20 protein-coding genes are annotated in these 15,015 nt (G+C 74.9%); 13 read left to right on the forward strand and 7 right to left on the reverse strand.

The features are described from left to right. Nucleotides 1–3: 3 nt before the first annotated feature. Nucleotides 4–897 carry a LysR family transcriptional regulator gene (locus KME80_RS20010; protein ID WP_219507316.1) on the reverse strand — a complete coding sequence of 298 codons (894 nt, stop codon included), beginning with the start codon at nt 895–897 and terminating at the stop codon, nt 4–6. Between the two features lie 80 nt (nt 898–977). Between KME80_RS20010 and KME80_RS20015 the strand changes: the two genes are divergently transcribed. Genes KME80_RS20015 through KME80_RS20035 form a run of 5 tightly spaced genes read left to right on the forward strand, consistent with a single transcriptional unit; the run spans nt 978 to nt 4,371 of the window. After that, entirely contained in the window at nt 978–2,207 is a 1,230-nt protein-coding gene (locus KME80_RS20015) for an MFS transporter (protein WP_219507317.1), read from the forward strand. Next, complete coding sequence (locus KME80_RS20020; RefSeq protein ID WP_246645260.1) at nt 2,204–3,418, forward strand: MFS transporter; 1,215 nt, start codon at nt 2,204–2,206, stop codon at nt 3,416–3,418. Before KME80_RS20015 ends, KME80_RS20020 begins: the two co-directional genes overlap by 4 nt. A 26-nt stretch (nt 3,419–3,444) precedes the next feature. Continuing rightward, nucleotides 3,445–3,831: a VOC family protein gene (locus tag KME80_RS20025; RefSeq protein WP_219507318.1), complete on the forward strand. Its 387-nt coding sequence runs from the start codon at nt 3,445–3,447 to the stop codon at nt 3,829–3,831. 43 nt (nt 3,832–3,874) lie between these two features. Continuing rightward, entirely contained in the window at nt 3,875–4,207 is a 333-nt protein-coding gene (locus KME80_RS20030) for a cupin domain-containing protein (RefSeq protein WP_219507319.1), read from the forward strand. Nucleotides 4,208–4,233: 26 nt separating this feature from the next. Continuing rightward, nucleotides 4,234–4,371 (forward strand): hypothetical protein, encoded by a 138-nt coding sequence (locus tag KME80_RS20035; protein ID WP_219507320.1) that lies wholly within the window; start codon nt 4,234–4,236, stop codon nt 4,369–4,371. A gap of 78 nt (nt 4,372–4,449) precedes the next feature. Here KME80_RS20035 and KME80_RS20040 read toward each other — a convergent pair whose 3' ends face one another. Further along, on the reverse strand, nt 4,450–4,659 hold the full coding sequence (locus KME80_RS20040) for a heavy-metal-associated domain-containing protein (RefSeq protein ID WP_219507321.1): 210 nt from the start codon (nt 4,657–4,659) through the stop codon (nt 4,450–4,452). A 132-nt stretch (nt 4,660–4,791) separates the two neighbouring features. Here KME80_RS20040 and KME80_RS20045 point away from each other — a divergent pair, with 132 nt between their 5' ends. Genes KME80_RS20045 through KME80_RS20055 form a run of 3 tightly spaced genes read left to right on the forward strand, consistent with a single transcriptional unit; the run spans nt 4,792 to nt 7,306 of the window. Next, complete coding sequence (locus tag KME80_RS20045) at nt 4,792–5,985, forward strand: NAD(P)/FAD-dependent oxidoreductase (protein ID WP_246645261.1); 1,194 nt, start codon at nt 4,792–4,794, stop codon at nt 5,983–5,985. Beyond that, nucleotides 5,985–6,359 (forward strand): BlaI/MecI/CopY family transcriptional regulator, encoded by a 375-nt coding sequence (locus KME80_RS20050; RefSeq protein ID WP_219507322.1) that lies wholly within the window; start codon nt 5,985–5,987, stop codon nt 6,357–6,359. The genes KME80_RS20045 and KME80_RS20050 overlap by 1 nt, the downstream gene beginning before the upstream one ends. Then, nucleotides 6,356–7,306, forward strand: coding sequence for a M56 family metallopeptidase (locus KME80_RS20055; protein WP_219507323.1), 951 nt, complete (start codon nt 6,356–6,358; stop codon nt 7,304–7,306). The genes KME80_RS20050 and KME80_RS20055 overlap by 4 nt, the downstream gene beginning before the upstream one ends. A 6-nt stretch (nt 7,307–7,312) precedes the next feature. Here the strand turns inward: KME80_RS20055 and KME80_RS20060 are convergent, their stop codons facing one another. Both KME80_RS20060 and KME80_RS20065 read right to left on the reverse strand, forming a co-directional pair. Beyond that, nucleotides 7,313–7,912 (reverse strand): DUF305 domain-containing protein, encoded by a 600-nt coding sequence (locus KME80_RS20060; protein ID WP_219507325.1) that lies wholly within the window; start codon nt 7,910–7,912, stop codon nt 7,313–7,315. A 57-nt stretch (nt 7,913–7,969) separates the two neighbouring features. Beyond that, nucleotides 7,970–8,302, reverse strand: coding sequence for a hypothetical protein (locus KME80_RS20065; RefSeq protein WP_219507327.1), 333 nt, complete (start codon nt 8,300–8,302; stop codon nt 7,970–7,972). Nucleotides 8,303–8,470: 168 nt separating this feature from the next. On the opposite strand from KME80_RS20065, the gene KME80_RS20070 reads away from it, so the two are divergent. Together KME80_RS20070 and KME80_RS20075 are read left to right on the forward strand one after the other, a co-directional pair. Continuing rightward, nucleotides 8,471–9,091 (forward strand): TetR/AcrR family transcriptional regulator, encoded by a 621-nt coding sequence (locus KME80_RS20070; protein ID WP_219507328.1) that lies wholly within the window; start codon nt 8,471–8,473, stop codon nt 9,089–9,091. A 46-nt stretch (nt 9,092–9,137) separates the two neighbouring features. Then, nucleotides 9,138–10,361 (forward strand): cytochrome P450 family protein, encoded by a 1,224-nt coding sequence (locus tag KME80_RS20075; protein WP_219507330.1) that lies wholly within the window; start codon nt 9,138–9,140, stop codon nt 10,359–10,361. Between the two features lie 7 nt (nt 10,362–10,368). Here the strand turns inward: KME80_RS20075 and KME80_RS20080 are convergent, their stop codons facing one another. Then, nucleotides 10,369–10,746 (reverse strand): nitroreductase family deazaflavin-dependent oxidoreductase, encoded by a 378-nt coding sequence (locus KME80_RS20080; RefSeq protein ID WP_219507331.1) that lies wholly within the window; start codon nt 10,744–10,746, stop codon nt 10,369–10,371. Between the two features lie 87 nt (nt 10,747–10,833). Between KME80_RS20080 and KME80_RS20085 the strand changes: the two genes are divergently transcribed. Continuing rightward, nucleotides 10,834–11,481, forward strand: a complete 648-nt coding sequence (locus KME80_RS20085; RefSeq protein WP_308125844.1) for a TetR/AcrR family transcriptional regulator — start codon at nt 10,834–10,836, stop codon at nt 11,479–11,481. A 19-nt stretch (nt 11,482–11,500) separates the two neighbouring features. On the opposite strand, the gene KME80_RS20090 is transcribed toward KME80_RS20085, so the two are convergent. Next, entirely contained in the window at nt 11,501–12,859 is a 1,359-nt protein-coding gene (locus KME80_RS20090; RefSeq protein WP_219507333.1) for a CoA transferase, read from the reverse strand. A gap of 78 nt (nt 12,860–12,937) precedes the next feature. On the opposite strand from KME80_RS20090, the gene KME80_RS20095 reads away from it, so the two are divergent. After that, a complete protein-coding gene (locus tag KME80_RS20095) occupies nt 12,938–13,528 on the forward strand; it encodes a TetR/AcrR family transcriptional regulator (protein WP_219507334.1) in 591 nt (196 codons plus the stop codon). Then, the gene (locus KME80_RS20100; RefSeq protein WP_219507335.1) at nt 13,525–14,367 is read left to right on the forward strand and encodes an alpha/beta fold hydrolase; all 843 of its coding nucleotides are present in this window, start codon (nt 13,525–13,527) and stop codon (nt 14,365–14,367) included. The genes KME80_RS20095 and KME80_RS20100 overlap by 4 nt, the downstream gene beginning before the upstream one ends. Here KME80_RS20100 and KME80_RS20105 read toward each other — a convergent pair. Then, nucleotides 14,364–14,918, reverse strand: coding sequence for a TetR/AcrR family transcriptional regulator (locus KME80_RS20105; protein ID WP_246645262.1), 555 nt, complete (start codon nt 14,916–14,918; stop codon nt 14,364–14,366). The two genes, KME80_RS20100 and KME80_RS20105, sit on opposite strands and share 4 nt — an antisense overlap. Nucleotides 14,919–15,015: the final 97 nt, after the last annotated feature.

The following is a 15,015-nucleotide window of genomic DNA, read 5'->3' on the forward strand; positions in this document are numbered from 1 at the left end:
ATCTCAGCCCGCCCCGGTCTCCTCCCGCTCGGGCCGGGTCTCGCGGACGAGGTCGAGGAAGGCCGCGGCGGCGGGTGACGGCCGGGTGTCCCAGATCAGGTGCTCGACCCGCGTGGGCGCGTCACGCAGCCGGATGACGCCCAGATCGGCGAACCGGGGCGCGTAGGCGGCGGGCAGCATGCCGACGCCGAGGCCCTGCCGTACGAGGTCGGCCATGAAGTCGCCGGACGAGACCTCGAACGGCACCTCACGCCGTACGCCGGCGGCGGCGAAGGCGTCGTCGGACTGCTGGCGGCCGGCGTGGCCGGCGCGGAAGTCGATGAACGGCTCGCCCGCCAGGGCGCGCAGGTCGGCCTCGCCGCCGGCCAGGGGGTGGCCGGGGGCGACGACGGCGACGAGCTCGCCGCCGCCGAGCGGGCGGCTGCGCACGCCCTTGGGCTCGGTGGTGGGCGGCAGGCCGAGGAAGGCGACGTCGACGCCGCCGCGGCGGACGCGTTCGATGAGGTCCTCGCTGCCGGCGGAGATGAGCGTGATGTGCACGCGGGGGTGGCGGCGGCGGTAGTCGCGCAGGGCGACGGGCAGGTCGACGGCGGCGACGGTGGGGATGGCGCCGACGGCGAGCCGCCCGCGGATCTCGCCGCCGGCGGCGGCGACCTCGGCCCGCGCGCGGTCGGCGGCCTCCAGGCACTGGCGGGCCTCGGGCAGGAACGCCTCCCCGGCGGCCGTCAGCCGGACGCGGCGGCTGGTCCGCTCGAACAGCCGGGCGCCGAGCTCGCGTTCGAGGGCGGCGATCTGGTGGCTGAGCGCCGACTGCACGACGCGGCAGCGCTCGGCGGCGCGGGTGAAGTTGTTCGTCTCGGCGACGGCGACGACGTATCTCAGCTGCTGCAGTTCCACCGATCCATGATGCATCACGATCGATCTCCATGAAAACTATGTGTTGGACTCATTGATCGGTGCTCCCCCACCCTTGAGGCATGACGGAAACCGCGCGGCACGCGCCCCCGGGGGAGGCTCCCGCCCGGCTGGGCCGCGGGCTGCTGCTGCTGATGTCGGTCGCCACCGGGCTGTCGGTCGCCGGCAACTACTTCGCCCAGCCGCTGCTCGACGTGATCGGGCGGGAGCTGGGGCTGGACGCCACGACGGCGGCGCTGGTCGTGACGGCCGCGCAGGGCGGCTACGCGCTGGGGCTGATCCTGCTGGTGCCGCTGGGCGACCTGGTGGAGCGCCGCCGGCTGGCGGTGGTGCTGTTCGCGGCCACGGCGGTGTTCCTGGTGGTGTCGGCGCTCGCGACGAGCGCCCCGGTGCTGCTGGCGGGCACCGCGTTGACGGCGCTCGCGTCCGTGGCCGCGCAGGTCGTGGTCCCGTACGCGGCCACGCTGGCGGCGCCGGCCGAGCGGGGCCGGGTCGTGGGCACGGTGATGGCGGGGCTGCTGCTCGGTGGCCTGCTGGCCCGTACGGTCTCCGGCACGCTGTCCGAGCTGGGCGGCTGGCGGACGATCTACTGGGTGAACGCGGTGCTGGTGGCGGTCGTGGCCGTGCTGCTGTGGCGTTTCCTGCCGCGTCTGCACACCCCGATCGGGCTGTCGTACCCGGCGCTGCTGCGCTCGACGGTCGCGCTGTTCCGCGACGAGCCGGCGCTGCGCCTGCGGGCGGCGATGGGCGCGCTGTCGTTCGCCGCGTTCAGCGCGCTGTGGACGGCGGTCACGTTCCTGCTGTCCGGCCCGCCGTACGGCTGGAGCGAGGCGGGGATCGGCCTGTTCGGGCTGGCCGGGGTCGCCGGGGTGATCGTCACGCCGATCGCGGGCCGGCTGGCCGACCGGGGGTGGGTGCAGCGGGTCAGCGGGATCGGCGCGGCGGTGCTGGCGCTGTCGTGGGCGCTGATCGGCCGCGGCCCGGTGTCGGCGGGGTGGCTGGTCGCCGGGGTGCTCCTGCTGACGATGGCCCAGCAGGCGGTGCTGAACGCCGGCCAGCACGTCGTCTACGCGCTCCGCCCCGAGAGCCGCAACCGGCTCAACTCCGCCTTCATGACCGCGTTCTTCCTCGGCGGCGCGGCCGGGTCGGCGCTCGGCTCCGCGGCCTGGACCGCGGCCGGCTGGACCGGCGTGAGCCTGCTGGGCGGCGCCCTGTCGGCCGCGACCTTCGCGGTGTGGGCGCTGGAACGCCTTTCCGCACGACGTTGGATCGATGACAAGGAAGAATCATGACTTTTGCGCAAACGCCGTCCCCTTCGGCCCTGCGAGGCTGGCTGGGGGTGGCCGCGATCACCGCGAGCCTGTTCGTCTTCCTCACCACGGAGCTGATGCCCGTCGGGCTGCTCACCCCGGTGAGCGCGAGCCTGGCCATCTCCGTGGGCGTCGCGGGGCTGATGGTCACGTTGTACGGCGTCTCGGCCGGGCTGGGCGTGCCGTTCATCGTGGCGTGGACCAGGCGGGTCAACCGGCGGGTGCTGCTGTCGGTGCTGCTGGTGATCCTGGTGGCGGGCAACCTGGTCACGTCGATCTCGCCGAACTACCCGCTGGTGCTGGTGACGCGGCTGGTCATGGGCTTCGCCAGCGGCGTGTTCTGGGCCATCGGGGTGAGCATGGCGATGCGGCTGGTCCCGGAGCGGCAGGCGAGCCGGGCGGCGGCGATCGTCATGTCCGGCATCTCGATCGCCGCGGTCGTCGGCATCCCGCTGGGGACGGTGCTGGAGAGCCTCACGGACTGGCGGACCACGTTCCTCATCTGGGCGGGGCTGAGCGCGCTGGTGCTCGTCGCGGTCGTCACCCTGATCCCGTCGCTGCCGTCGGCGAACGCCGTCTCGGTGCGGGAGGTCTTCGGGCTGCCGCTCAGGAACGTGCCGCTGCGGCTGGTGCTGGTGACCGTGATGCTGTTCGTGCTGGGCCACTTCGGCGCGTACACGTTCGTGCGCCCCTACCTGGAGGAGGCGGCGTCGGCGACGCCGTTCTTCGTCACCGCGGTGCTCATGGTCTACGGCGCGGGCGGCGCGGCGGGCAACTTCATCGCCGGCTACACGGTGACCAGGAGCCTGCGCGGCAGCTTCGTCGCGGGCTGCGCGGGGCTCGTCGGGTCGCTGCTCCTGCTGCTCGCGATCGGGGACGGACCGGTCGGCGCGGTCGTCGCGCTGGTCCTGTGGGGCGTCTCGTTCGGCGTGGTGCAGCTGTGCCAGGTCAACATGACGCAGGCCGCCGCGCCGGACACCTTCGAGGCGGCGATGTCGCTCAACACGATGTCGTACAACACCTCCATCGCGCTCGGCGCGCTGTTCGGCGGGCTGTTCGCCGACCGGCTGGGCGTCGCCGGCGTGGTGTGGTTCGGGGTCGCGTTGACAGCGGCCTCGCTGCTCCTCACACTCGGCACCGGCCGCGGGAAGGCGCCCGCCGCCCGCGAGGACGTGCTGACCGCCGGCGAGTGATCCACCTGAGAGAACGGGAGAACGAGATGCGCGTGAAGGACTTCGACCACCTGGTGCTCAACGTCGCCGACGTCGAGCGGTCCCTGGAGTTCTACGCGGGGACGCTCGGCCTGGCACAGGTGCGGGTCGAGGAGTGGCGGGCGGGCAGGGCGCCGTTCCCGTCGGTGCGGGTCAGCGAGTCCACCATCATCGACCTGGTGGCCAAGCCGCGCGGCGAGTCCAACGTGGACCACCTCTGCCTCGTGGTGGAGCCGCTGGACTGGCAGGAGGTGATCGACTCCGGTGTCTTCACCGTGCTGGAGGGGCCGGTCCCCCGGTTCGGCGCGCGCGGCACCGCGCAGTCGGTGTACGTGCTCGACCCCGACGGCAACACCGTCGAGCTGCGCTGGTACCCGCAGGACGCCGAGCGCTGAGCCGCGCCCGGGCGGCGGCGGGGCGGGTTGCGATAATGGCGGCATGCAGAAGATCTCGCTCGTCGCCCTGGCCCGTCAGCAAGCCGACCGGGCGGCCGGCACCACCGCCGGTCACGCGGCCGGCACGGTCTACGGCGGGCACGAGAAGGTGCTGCGCCAGACGGTCATCGCCCTGCGGCAGGGCGCGCGGCTCGCGGAGCACGAGAATCCCGGCGAGGCGACGGTGCACGTGCTGCACGGCCGGGTCCGCATGTCGGCCGGGGCGCAGTCGTGGGAGGGGCGCACGGGCGACCTGCTCATCGTGCCGGACGCCCGCCACGACCTGGAGGCGCTGGAGGACTCCGCGGTCCTGCTGACCGTCGCCAAGCTGCCCTGACCCGGCCGGGGGACGGCCAGCACCAGGTGGCGATCACCGTCCTGCACGTCAACCCCGCCGTCGGCTACGTCTACAACGTCGGCCCGTGGGTCTCCCCCGGGGCCGTCTCGTCCGCCACCATCCCGCCCGGCACGATCATCTCCCTCCGCGTCCAGACGCGCTGACGCCCCAGAGGCCGGCGCCCGGGAAAGGGGCGCGGGCGGCCACACCCAACCGGTGGCCGCCCGCGCTCGCCCCGCAGGTCAGACGGCGGTGAGCTCGTAGCCCGCCCCTTCGACGGCGTCGCGCACCAGGGCCTCGTCCACGGGCCCGTCGCCCGTCACGGTCACCCGGCCGGTCGCCAGCTCGATGTCCACGGCGGTGACGCCGGAGATCTTGCCCAGTTCGGTCTTCACCGTGCCCGCGCAGCCGCCGCACGTCATCCCGCTCACGGTGTAGATGCTGCTGCTCATGCCGACTCCCCTTCGGTCCCGGATACCCCCATCGGGTATCGCCGGGTTGAACCTACGGCACGATGCGCGTCGGCGCAACCCCAACCCCGCAGGGGTATGGCTCATACCCCCTCCCGGTATATAGTCCCCGGCATGACAACGTTGAACACCATCACGGTCGTGGGCGCGTCACTGGCCGGGCTCCGTGCCGTGCAGACCCTTCGCGGCGCCGGCTTCGCGGGCGAGATCGTCGTCGTCGGCGCGGAGCGCCACCTGCCCTACAACCGGCCGCCGCTGTCCAAGAGCATGCTCAGGGGCGACGACGAGATCACCCTGCCCGGCGCCGAGGAGCTGGGCGACCGCTGGCTGCGGGGCCGCAACGCGGTGCGGCTGGACACGGCCGACCGGCTCGTCACCCTGGACGACGGCACGCAGGTCCGCTACGACGGGCTCGTCATCGCCACCGGCGCCCGGCCGCGCCCGCTGCCCGGCGCCCTCGAGGGCGTCCACACGCTGCGCACCGTCGAGGACGCCCTCGCCCTGCGCGCCGAGCTCGCCGCCGGGCACCGCCGCGTCGTGGTCGTCGGCGGCGGCTTCATCGGCGGCGAGGTCGCCTCCACCGCCCGCTCGCTCGGCCTGGCGGTCACCCTCGTCGACGCGGCGCCGTACCCGATGAGCGGCGTGCTGGGCGACCTGGCCTCGCGCTGGCTGGCCGGTCACCACCGGAGCAACGGCGTGGACCTCGTCCCCGGCCGCCGCGTGACGGGCCTGGAGGGGGCCGGCCGGGTGAGCGGGGTGCGGCTGGACGACGGGCGCACGCTCCCCGCCGACCTGGTGATCGCCGCGACGGGCGTGGTCCCCGACACCGGCTGGCTGCGCGGCAGCGGGCTGACGCTCGACGACGGGGTGGTGTGCGACGCGGCGCTGTTCGCGACCGGCGCCGACGGCGTGGTGGCGGCGGGCGACGTCGCCCGCTGGCCGCACGCCCGGTACGGGGGCGCGTCCGTCCGCGTCGAGCACTGGGCGAACGCCAACGAGCAGGGCGCCGCCGCCGCGCTGAACCTGCTCGCCGGCAGGGAGGACGCCACGCCCTACGCCGGGCTGCCCGCGTTCGCGACGCACGTGCACGGCGTCCGCGTCCAGACGGCCGGGCTGCCGCACCTGGCGGACGAGGCGCGCGTGGCCGCCGGCGACCCGGAGGAGGGCCGGTTCGCCGTCGCGTTCGCCAGGGCCGGGACGCTGGTCGGCGTGGTCGGGGTCGACGCGCCGAGGGACTTCGTCCGGATCAAGCGGGCCGTCGCGGCCGGTGACCCGCTGGAGTCGGTGCTCGCCGCTAGCATGGGGTGATGGCGCGGGGTCTGGGAGAGCTCGAATCCACGATCATGGATCATCTGTGGGCCACCAACGAGCCCGCCACGGTCCGCGACGTGCTCGCCCACCTGCGCCGGGAGCGCGCCATCGCCTACACGACGGTGATGACCGTGATGGACAAGCTCCACACCAAGGGGCTGCTGCGCCGCGAGCCGGTCGGCCGGGCCTACGTCTACGAGGTGGTCTCCTCCAAGGAGGCCTACACCGCCGAGGTCATGCGCGCGTCGCTGGCCGGGAGCGGCAACCGGGCCGCCACGCTGGTGCACTTCCTCGAACGGCTCACGCCCGAGGAGGCCAAGGCCCTGGAGGCGGCCCTTCAGGTATACCCCCCGGGGGGACGCGACACGTGATCGTCGCGGTGATCCTCGCGCTCCACTGCGTCGCCGGGGCCCTGGCGCTGCCCCGGCTGCTGCGGCGGGCGGGCTGGGCCGACCGGGCGCCCCGGCGGGCGATCGCGATGTGGCTGGCCGCCTGCGGGTCGGTGCCCGTGTCCGCACTGCTCGCGGTGTTCGCGGCCGCCGTGCCGGGGCCGGTGGTGGGTCACGGGCTCGCGGGATGGCTGGAGATCTGCGCGGCCATGTTCGCCGGTGACGCGCGCCCGGACCTCGCGCGGGTCCTGGCCGCGCTCGCCGTCGCCACGTCCGTGGTGGTGTGGGGCTCGTGCGCGGGCGGGGCCGTCCTGGCGGGCGCGCGCCGGGAGCGGGCGCGGCACGCCGAGGCGCTGTCGCTGCTCGGGCGGCACGACAACCGGCTCGGCGCGCTCGTCGTCGACCACGACGAGCGCCTGGCCTACTGCGTGCCCGGCCGCAGGGGGCAGGCGGTCATCACCACCGGCGCGCTGCGGTCGCTGGCTCCCGAGCAGGTCGCCGCCGTGCTCGCGCACGAGCGGGCGCACCTGCGCGGCCGCCACCATCTGCTGCTGGCCGCCGCCGAGACGTTCGCGCGGGCCTGCCCCCGGGTGCCGCTGTTCGCCGAGGCGCGGGCGGAAGTAGCGCGGCTGGTCGAGCTGCTGGCCGACGACGTGGCCGCCCGCCGCCATCCGCGCGCCCACCTGGCCGCCGCCCTGGTCCGCCTCGCCACCGGGCGGGCGCCCGCCGCCGCCCTGGGGGCGGGCGGCGAGACGGCCCTGCTGCGGATCCGCCGCATGCTGAGCCCGCAGCCCCCGCTCGGCCGCCGTGAGCGGCTCACCGGGGGGCTGACGGTCACGCTGCTGCTCGCCGGGCCCGCGACGCTGGCCGCGGCGCCCGGGCTAAGCGCCCTGCTGGTGCACCACTGTCACGCGGTGCTGCCCTTCTAGCCCGGCTCAGAGCCGGTCGAGGATCTTCCGCAGCTCGGCCACCTCCGCCCGCTGGGCGGTCTCGATCGTCTTGGCGAGCTCCTTGGCGGCCGGGTCGGCGCCGCCGGCCTGCTCGGTGCGGGCCATCTCGATCGCGCCCTTGTGGTGGGCGATCATCTGCTCGGCGAAGAGCCTGTCGAACTCCGCGCCCTTGGCGGACTTCAGCTTGGCCAGGTCCGCCTCGGACATCATGCCGGGCATCTCATGACCCATGCCTCCCTCGGGGGCGGGCCTGCCCCACGTGGTCAGCCAGCCCTGCATGGTCGCGATCTCGGGGTCCTGCGCCGCCTTGATCCGGGCCGCCAGCTCCTTGATCTGCGGGTCGCCCGCGCGGTCCGGGGCGAGCTCGGCCATCTCGACCGCCTGCTCGTGGTGCGGGATCATCATCTGCGCGAACATGACGTCGGCGTCGTTGAACCCGGCCTGCGACGGCGTCGCCGCCGTAGCGGCGGTGGCGGTGGCGCTCGCGGCCGGAGCGGCGTCGTTCGAGGCCGTGGCGCCGCACGCGGTCAGAAGCGCGAGCGCGCCGGCGGTGACGGTGATCGTGATCGTACGGTTGGTGCGCATGGTTGTCGTTCTCTCGGTTCGTGGGTACGGGCATCCGTCGCGGAGGCGGACGCCGGCCTATATGCGCAGCACCGAGAGTCGTGCCAGGCGCACGGAGACGGGGTCGGGCGGCGGCCTGGCGACCCGCCGCGCCGAGGGGGCCCGCCCAGGGGTCGCGCTCCCCCGCCGTCGCACGATCCACGCCGCCGCCGTGGCGACGATCAGGAACGAGGTCAGCACCGCCAGGCACACGGCGGCCGGGTCGAGATCGGGCAGCTCCTGCCCCTGGGCGAACCCGGGCTCGTGCGCGTGATGCCCGCCAGCCTGGTGGCCGCTGTGGTGGCCGAGCGTGTGCATGCCGTAGACCCCGAGGGCGACGGCGACCAGCAGGACGGCACGCGCGACACGCATCGCGAGACGCCGCTGCCGAACTCCCACCGCTCCTCCTGTGACGACCAGAACGGCAGGCTACTACGCGCCATAGTAAGAAACTCATAAACCCAGCAGCGACATGCCGACCAGCTACTAAGCCAGTTAGTAGTTTCCCATCGAGCTGAACAATCGTTTAGCATCCTGTTCATGCGTTCAGACAGTGACCTGACCGGGCGGGCCCGGATCCGGGACGCGGCACTGGAGTTGTTCGGCGCCGAAGGGGTCAACCGGGTGAGCGTGCGCGCCATCGCCGCCCGCGCGGGCGTGTCCGCCGCGCTGGTCCTGCACCACTTCGGCTCCAAGGAAGGGCTGCGCAAGGCGTGCGACGCGTACGTGGTCGAGATGGTGCGCGGCGGCCCCGGCGCGGACCTCGACGACGTCAGCGGCCTGGCGGCCATGCTGGAGGCGAGCTCGGCGATGCGGCTCTACCTGGGGCGCGCGTTCCTCGACGGCAGCCCGGCGGCGGCGGCGCTGTTCGACGACATCGTCGCGGCGGCCGAACGCTGGCTGGAGGAGGGCGTGCGCACCGGCCGGGTGCGTCCCAGCGACGACCCGCGCGCCCGCGCCGCCGTCTACGTGACGTGGCTGCTGGCGCCGCTGACGTTCGGCGAGCACCTCGCGCGGGCGCTGCCGGGCGGCGGGTCCGAGACGGACCGGACGCTGCGCACCTCCCGCGCCGGGATCGAGATCTTCACCCGCGGCCTGTTCGCCGACGACCGCGTCCTGGACGCCTGGGACGCGGTCCGCGAGGAGCGGCGGTCCCCATGACGGCGCCTCCCCCTCCCCTTCCCCTCGACCTTCTGGAGTCATGAGCATGAGCACCACCGAGCCGCAGATCCTCGGCCTGATGACCGCGGCCGACCGCGACGCCTTCCTGACCGGGCTGGCCGGCAACGGACCGGTCAGCCAGGGCCGCTACCTGGACGGCACCCTGATCTGGCTGGTCACCGGCTACGACGAGTGCGTGACCGCGCTGACCGACCCGCGCTTCAGCAGCGACATCTCCCGGCAGTCCAAGCTGGACGTGGCCGCGGCCGCCGGGCTGCCCGACGACGTGGCCCCCTACCTGCTGCGCACCCTCGGCGCCTACGACCCGCCGGACCACACGCGGCTGCGGCGGCTGGTGTCGCGCGGGTTCACCGCCCGGCGCGTGGAGCGGCTGCGCCCGCGCATCCAGGAGATCACCGACGCGCTGCTCGACGGGCTGCCGGCGGAGTTCGACCTGATCGAGCGGTTCGCGTACCCGCTGCCCATCCAGGTCATCTGCGAGCTGCTCGGCGTGCCCTCGGCCGACCGCGACATCTGGCGGGCGTGGGCCGGCGACCTGACCGCGCCCGACCCCGCCCGCATCGCCGCCGGGGCGCGGGGCCTGGTCGCGTACATGAGCGAGCTGGTCGCGGCCAAGCGCGTCGCCGGCACGGACGGCGTCGACGGCGCGGAGGACCTGCTGTCGGCGCTGGTCCGCGTCCAGGAGGACGACGGCGACCGGCTGGCCGACGAGGAGCTGGTGGCGCTGGGGATCAGCATGCTGATCGCCGGGCACGAGACCACGGTCTCGCTCATCAGCCAGAGCGTGCGGCTGCTGCTGACCCGCCCGGAGCTGCTCGCGCGCCTGCGCGACGACCTGGACGCCGTCCCGGCGGCCGTGGAGGAGTTCCTGCGCGCCACCGGACCGGCCGAGATCGCGGTGATGCGCTACACGCTCGAGCCGGTGGAGCTCGGCGGCACGCGCATCCCGGCGGGCGAGGCGGTGCAGGTGGTGTACGCGGCGGCGAACCGGGACCCGCGCCGCTTCGACCGGCCGGAGCTGCTCGACGTGGGCCGCGAGGACAACGCCCACCTGGGGTTCGGCCACGGCATCCACTACTGCCTGGGCGCGGCGCTGGCCAGGGCCGAGACGCAGATCGCGCTGCGCACGCTGATCGACCGTTTCCCCGGCCTGGAGCTGGCCGTGCCGGCGGCCGAGATCGGCTGGCGGCCGGGCATGCAGCGGGCCCTGACCGCGCTGCCGGTGCGCACGGACGGCGGCGCGTCCTGAGGGATCCTCAGCCCAGCGGAATCGTGTCCATGCGGAGGAACTCGGTGATGCGCAGCAGCCTCGGCGGGCGCCTGACCCCGGCGGGGAGCGCCCGGAACGCCTCCTCCCGCCCGACGACGCGCGGGGCGGTGAGCGCCACCTCCTTGCCGCCGACCCGCAGCCGCGCCTCCCCGGCGGCCAGGATGTTGCGCACCCAGTCGGTGCCCGACCCGTACACCAGGACGAACAGGTAGCCGCCGTCGACCGGGTGCGCGTCGAGCGGCGTGCGGTAGGTGGCGCCGGAGACGCGGCCGACGTGCGTCAGGACCGGCCACGACCCCCGGGCGACCGCCCGGGGGTTGAACACGCGCTTGTTCAGGCGCCCCCACCACAGCGGCATCGGCATCGGGATCTCCTCATCTCGGGCTTACGCCCGTAAGGCTGACTTACACTCGTAAGGCTGTCAACCCCTGCCGCCGCCCCGGGAGCCGTCGTGTCACCACCTCGCCAGCCGCTCAGCAGGGAGCTCGTGCTGGAGGCCGCGATCCGGGTCGCCGACCGCGGCGGCGCCGAGGCGATCACGATGCGGCGGGTGGCGCAGGAGCTGGGCGTGGAAGCGATGTCGCTCTACCACCACGTGCCGAACAAGGACGCGATCCTCGACGGCGTGGTCGACGCGGTGTTCGCGGCGATCGAGCTGCCCCGGCCCGGCGACGGCGACTGGCGCGCGGCGATCCGGGCCCGCGCCGGCTCCGCGCGCGCGGTGCTCTCGCGGCACAGCTGGGCCCTCGGCCTGATCGACTCCCGCCGCCGGCCGGGCCCGGCGACGCTGCGCCACCACGACGCCGTCCTCGGCGTGCTGCGGGAGGCGGGGTTCTCGCTGCCGATGGCCGCCCACGCCGTCTCGCTCGTCGACAGCTACGTCGGCGGGTTCGTGCTGCAGGAGGCGAACCTGCCGCTGTCCACGCCCGCCGAGGTGGAGGACGTGGCCGGCGACATCCTGGAGCACCTCCCGGACGGCCTGCCGTACCTGCGGGAGATGATCACCGGCCACGCGCTGCGGCCGGGCTACGACTACGCGGAGGAGTTCGGCTACGGCCTCGACCTCATCCTGGACGCGCTCGAGGCCCGGCGCGGATAGCGCCCGGGATGCGGCGCGGCTAGGCGGGCGTCCAGGCGGGTGCGTCGCCGCCCCACAGGGACGGCGGGGTGCGCCAGGTGCGGGGCGCGCCCTCGTAGTGGACCGGCGGCAGCGCGTGGCGGAGCCGCCCGTACGGGGAGCCGGTCTCGGCCAGCCACGGGCCCGCGTCGTAGCCGTCGCCCTCGGCCGGGACGGGACGCAGGTCGTTCATCAGCCAGGACGCGGTGCCCGCGAGGGAGAGCCGGACCGAGCGCCCGAGCCCGGTGCGCTGCCGGTCGGTCAGCGCGCGCAGGACGGCGGCGGCCAGCAGGTAGCCAGTGCCGTGGTCCAGCGCCTGGGCGGGAAGCGCGCCGGGGCTGCCGTCGGGTCCCGCCTCGATCACGGCGATGCCGCTCGCCGCCTGCACCAGGCTGTCGAAGCCGCGCCGCGCGGCCCACGGCCCCGACCAGCCCCAGGCGCACAGCCGGGCGACGATCAGGCCGGGACGCCGCGCGAGCACGTCGCCGAGGCCGAGCGCCTCCAGCGTGCCGGGGCGGTAGCCGTGCACGACGACGTCGGCAGTGGCGACGAGCTCGGCGAAGGCGGCCCGGCCGTCGGCGGCGGTCAGGTCCAGCAGCGCCGAGCGCTTGCCCATCCCGGTGTCGGCGTGGCTGTCGGCGCTCTCCGGCAGGTTCGGCGGGTCGACGCGCAGCACGTCGGCGCCCAGCAGGGCCAGGGTGCGCGTGGCGACGGGGCCGGCGATGACCCGGGTCAGGTCCAGGACGCGCACCCCGGCGGCGGGCAGCGGCGCCGGGGGCAGCGGGGCCCGGCAGCTCACGTCCGAGGGGGCGGTCTCGACGAGCGGGTGGGCGGCGCCGCCGGGCGGGGCGACGGCGACGGCCAGGCCGCCGGCCGCGTAGACGGTCTCCTGGATCCACCGGGCGGGGCGGGCGGCCAGCTCGGCGGCCAGGGTCTCGGCCAGGTCCGGGTCGTCCCCCGTGTCGGCCACGCCGAGGGCGCCGAGCAGCCGGGCGCGGTGGTGCGGGTAGTTGGCGTGGGTGCGGACCCAGCCGTCGGCCGCGCGCCAGAAGCGCGACAGCGGCGCGAACGCCCGCGGGGACTTGCCGCCGACGCGCAGGTGCCGCTCGCTGACGAAGGCCGTGGCCACCGCCGCCTCCCGGACCCGCACCGGGGGCAGCGGCGTCGCGTTGCGCCGCGCCAGCAGCTCGGCCGCCGCCAGCGAGCACACGCCCACGCTCGCCCGGGCCAGCTCCCGCACCGGCAGCCGCGCGGCCAGGACGTCGCCCGCCCCCTCGTACGCGACCGTCGCCGCCAGTTCGGGCGGCCCGCCGAGCGCGGCCCAGGCGTGAGCGGTCGCCGCGTCCTGTTCGTACGTCATCGAACCAGTTTGCCATCCTGGAACAGCAAGGAATAGCCTAGGACCATTAGGTTTTGTTTAGCGACTCTAGGAGTGCGGATGGCGCGGGCAGGGCTGACGGCGGACCGGGTGACGGCCGCGGGCGCCGAGCTGGCGGACGAGGTCGGGCTGGAGCACGTGACCATGTCGGCGGTGGCGCGGCGGCTCAGCGTCAAGGACGCGAGCCTGTACGTGCACGTACGCGGACTTGAGGACCTGCGCGGCCGGATCGCGCTGCTGGCGGCGGACGAGAAGACGATCCGCATCGCCGAGGCGACCGCCGGGCGGGCCGGGAAGGACGCGCTGGTGGCGTTCGCGGACGCGTGGCGGTCCTACGCCCACGACCACCCGGGCCGCTACACCGCGACGCAGGTCCCGGCGCGGATCGATCCCGAGCTGGCCGCCCGGGCCCCCGGGCCGCGGCGCGCGATCGAGCTCACCTACAGCATGCTGCGCGCCTACGCGCTGGCCGAGCCCGACCTGACCGACGCGGTCCGGCTGGTGCGCAGCACGCTGCACGGCTTCGTCAGCCTGGAGGCGGCCGGCGGGTTCGCGCACGCGCGGCCCGCTGCGGACTCCTGGGCCCGCTGCCTCGACGCCCTGCACGCGCTCCTGGAGCGCTGGCCCGCACGTGAAGGAGATCCGTCATGACCGTCCCCGCCACCGGCCGCCTGCGCGTGGCAGGCGCGACCCTGCACTACGAGGTGCGCGGGCAGGGCCCGCTCCTGCTGCTGATCCCCGGCGGCGCGGGCGACGCCGCCTCCTACGACGGCGTCGCCGACGTGCTGGCCGCCGACTGGACGGTGGCCTCGTACGACGCGCGCGGCATGTCGCGCAGCCCGCTCGACGACCCCGGCGCCGAGCAGCATGTCGCCTCGCACGCCGACGACGCGTACCGGCTGATCGAGCTGCTGTCGCCCGGTGCGCCCGCCCGCGTGGCCGGGTGCAGCTCGGGGGCGATCGTCGCGCTGCACCTGCTCGCCACCCACCCGGACCGGGTCGAGCGCGTGGTGGCGCACGAGCCGCCCGTGGTGGAGGTGCTGCCCGACGCCGCCGAGCACCGCGCGATGCTCGCCCGCGTGCAGGACACCTTCCACCGCGAGGGCCTGATGCCGGCGGTCGCCGAGTTCGCGGCGGCCCTGCGGCGGCCGGGCGGCGCCGAACCCGCCGGGCCCGCCGCCCCGGCCGAGCTGCCGCCCGGCGCGGCGGCCCGGGCGGAGCGGACGATGGCCAACCTGCCCTACTTCCTCGGCCGGATCGTGCCCGCCTTCATGGCCTACGCCCCCGACGTGGACCGGCTGGCGGCCCTGGCCGGCCGGCTGGTGCTCGCGGCCGGCGACGAATCGCGCGGCGAGCTGCCCTACCGCCCCGCCGCCTGCCTGGCCGTGCGGTTCGGCACCGAGCTCGTGCACTTCCCCGGCGGGCACACCGGGCTCAGCACCCACCCCGCCGCGTTCGCCGAGCTGCTCCGCGAGACGCTGGCCGGTTAGCCGCGCCGGTCGAGCACCGCCTCGGCCATCGCCCGGGCGGCGCGGGCGGGGTGGGCGCCGGGGCGGGTGACGGCGTGCGCGAGCACCCCGTCGATCAGCACGAGGATCTGGTCGGCGCCGAAGCCGGGCTCGGGGTGCCCGTGGCGGCGCAGCTCGTCCTCGAACAGCCCCCGCAGCCTCTCCTTGTACGCGCGGACCTCGGCGTGGGCGGGGTGGTCCCGGTCGGTGAGGGCCAGGTCGGCCGCCGTGTAGCGGCAGCCGCGGAACGTCGGCCGCGTGGTGATCTCGTCCAGCGCGTCGAAGACGGCCAGCACCCGGTCCCGGGGGTCGTCGCCGGCGCCGTCCATCACCTGCCGGTAGCGGGCGTCGAGCCCGGCGGTCGCGAGCGTCTCGGCGATCAGCCCGTCCTTGCCGCCGAAGTGCTGGTAGAGCGAGCGGCGGGCGACGTCGGCCCGCTTGAGGATCGCGTCCACGCCCACGTGGACGCCGTGCTCGTAGGTGAGGTCGCTGGCGGCTTCGAGAAGCCGCTCGCGCGGGCCCGGTCTGCTCATCACACGCATCCGATCGAAGAACGGCGGATTGACACTTAGACCAACCATTCTATCTAATGGCGACGTATACCGATCGTTCTATCTATTGGAGCTGCCA

This window comes from Nonomuraea ceibae (genome assembly GCF_019396325.1).
GTDB lineage: Bacteria > Actinomycetota > Actinomycetes > Streptosporangiales > Streptosporangiaceae > Nonomuraea > Nonomuraea ceibae.

What these genes read in the sequence shown, in the direction of transcription:
- KME80_RS20050 (WP_219507322.1), top strand. Translation starts at nt 5,985, where the DNA reads ATGGCGCGGGGTCTGGGAGAGCTCGAATCCACGATCATGGATCATCTG.
- KME80_RS20020 (WP_246645260.1), top strand. Translation starts at nt 2,204, where the DNA reads ATGACTTTTGCGCAAACGCCGTCCCCTTCGGCCCTGCGAGGCTGGCTG.
- KME80_RS20090 (WP_219507333.1), bottom strand. Translation starts at nt 12,859, where the DNA reads ATGACGTACGAACAGGACGCGGCGACCGCTCACGCCTGGGCCGCGCTC.
- KME80_RS20065 (WP_219507327.1), bottom strand. Translation starts at nt 8,302, where the DNA reads ATGCGTGTCGCGCGTGCCGTCCTGCTGGTCGCCGTCGCCCTCGGGGTC.
- KME80_RS20080 (WP_219507331.1), bottom strand. Translation starts at nt 10,746, where the DNA reads ATGCCGATGCCGCTGTGGTGGGGGCGCCTGAACAAGCGCGTGTTCAAC.
- KME80_RS20070 (WP_219507328.1), top strand. Translation starts at nt 8,471, where the DNA reads ATGCGTTCAGACAGTGACCTGACCGGGCGGGCCCGGATCCGGGACGCG.
- KME80_RS20025 (WP_219507318.1), top strand. Translation starts at nt 3,445, where the DNA reads ATGCGCGTGAAGGACTTCGACCACCTGGTGCTCAACGTCGCCGACGTC.
- KME80_RS20095 (WP_219507334.1), top strand. Translation starts at nt 12,938, where the DNA reads ATGGCGCGGGCAGGGCTGACGGCGGACCGGGTGACGGCCGCGGGCGCC.
- KME80_RS20075 (WP_219507330.1), top strand. Translation starts at nt 9,138, where the DNA reads ATGAGCACCACCGAGCCGCAGATCCTCGGCCTGATGACCGCGGCCGAC.
- KME80_RS20060 (WP_219507325.1), bottom strand. Translation starts at nt 7,912, where the DNA reads ATGCGCACCAACCGTACGATCACGATCACCGTCACCGCCGGCGCGCTC.
- KME80_RS20015 (WP_219507317.1), top strand. Translation starts at nt 978, where the DNA reads ATGACGGAAACCGCGCGGCACGCGCCCCCGGGGGAGGCTCCCGCCCGG.
- KME80_RS20100 (WP_219507335.1), top strand. Translation starts at nt 13,525, where the DNA reads ATGACCGTCCCCGCCACCGGCCGCCTGCGCGTGGCAGGCGCGACCCTG.
- KME80_RS20105 (WP_246645262.1), bottom strand. Translation starts at nt 14,918, where the DNA reads ATGAGCAGACCGGGCCCGCGCGAGCGGCTTCTCGAAGCCGCCAGCGAC.
- KME80_RS20030 (WP_219507319.1), top strand. Translation starts at nt 3,875, where the DNA reads ATGCAGAAGATCTCGCTCGTCGCCCTGGCCCGTCAGCAAGCCGACCGG.
- KME80_RS20040 (WP_219507321.1), bottom strand. Translation starts at nt 4,659, where the DNA reads ATGAGCAGCAGCATCTACACCGTGAGCGGGATGACGTGCGGCGGCTGC.
- KME80_RS20045 (WP_246645261.1), top strand. Translation starts at nt 4,792, where the DNA reads ATGACAACGTTGAACACCATCACGGTCGTGGGCGCGTCACTGGCCGGG.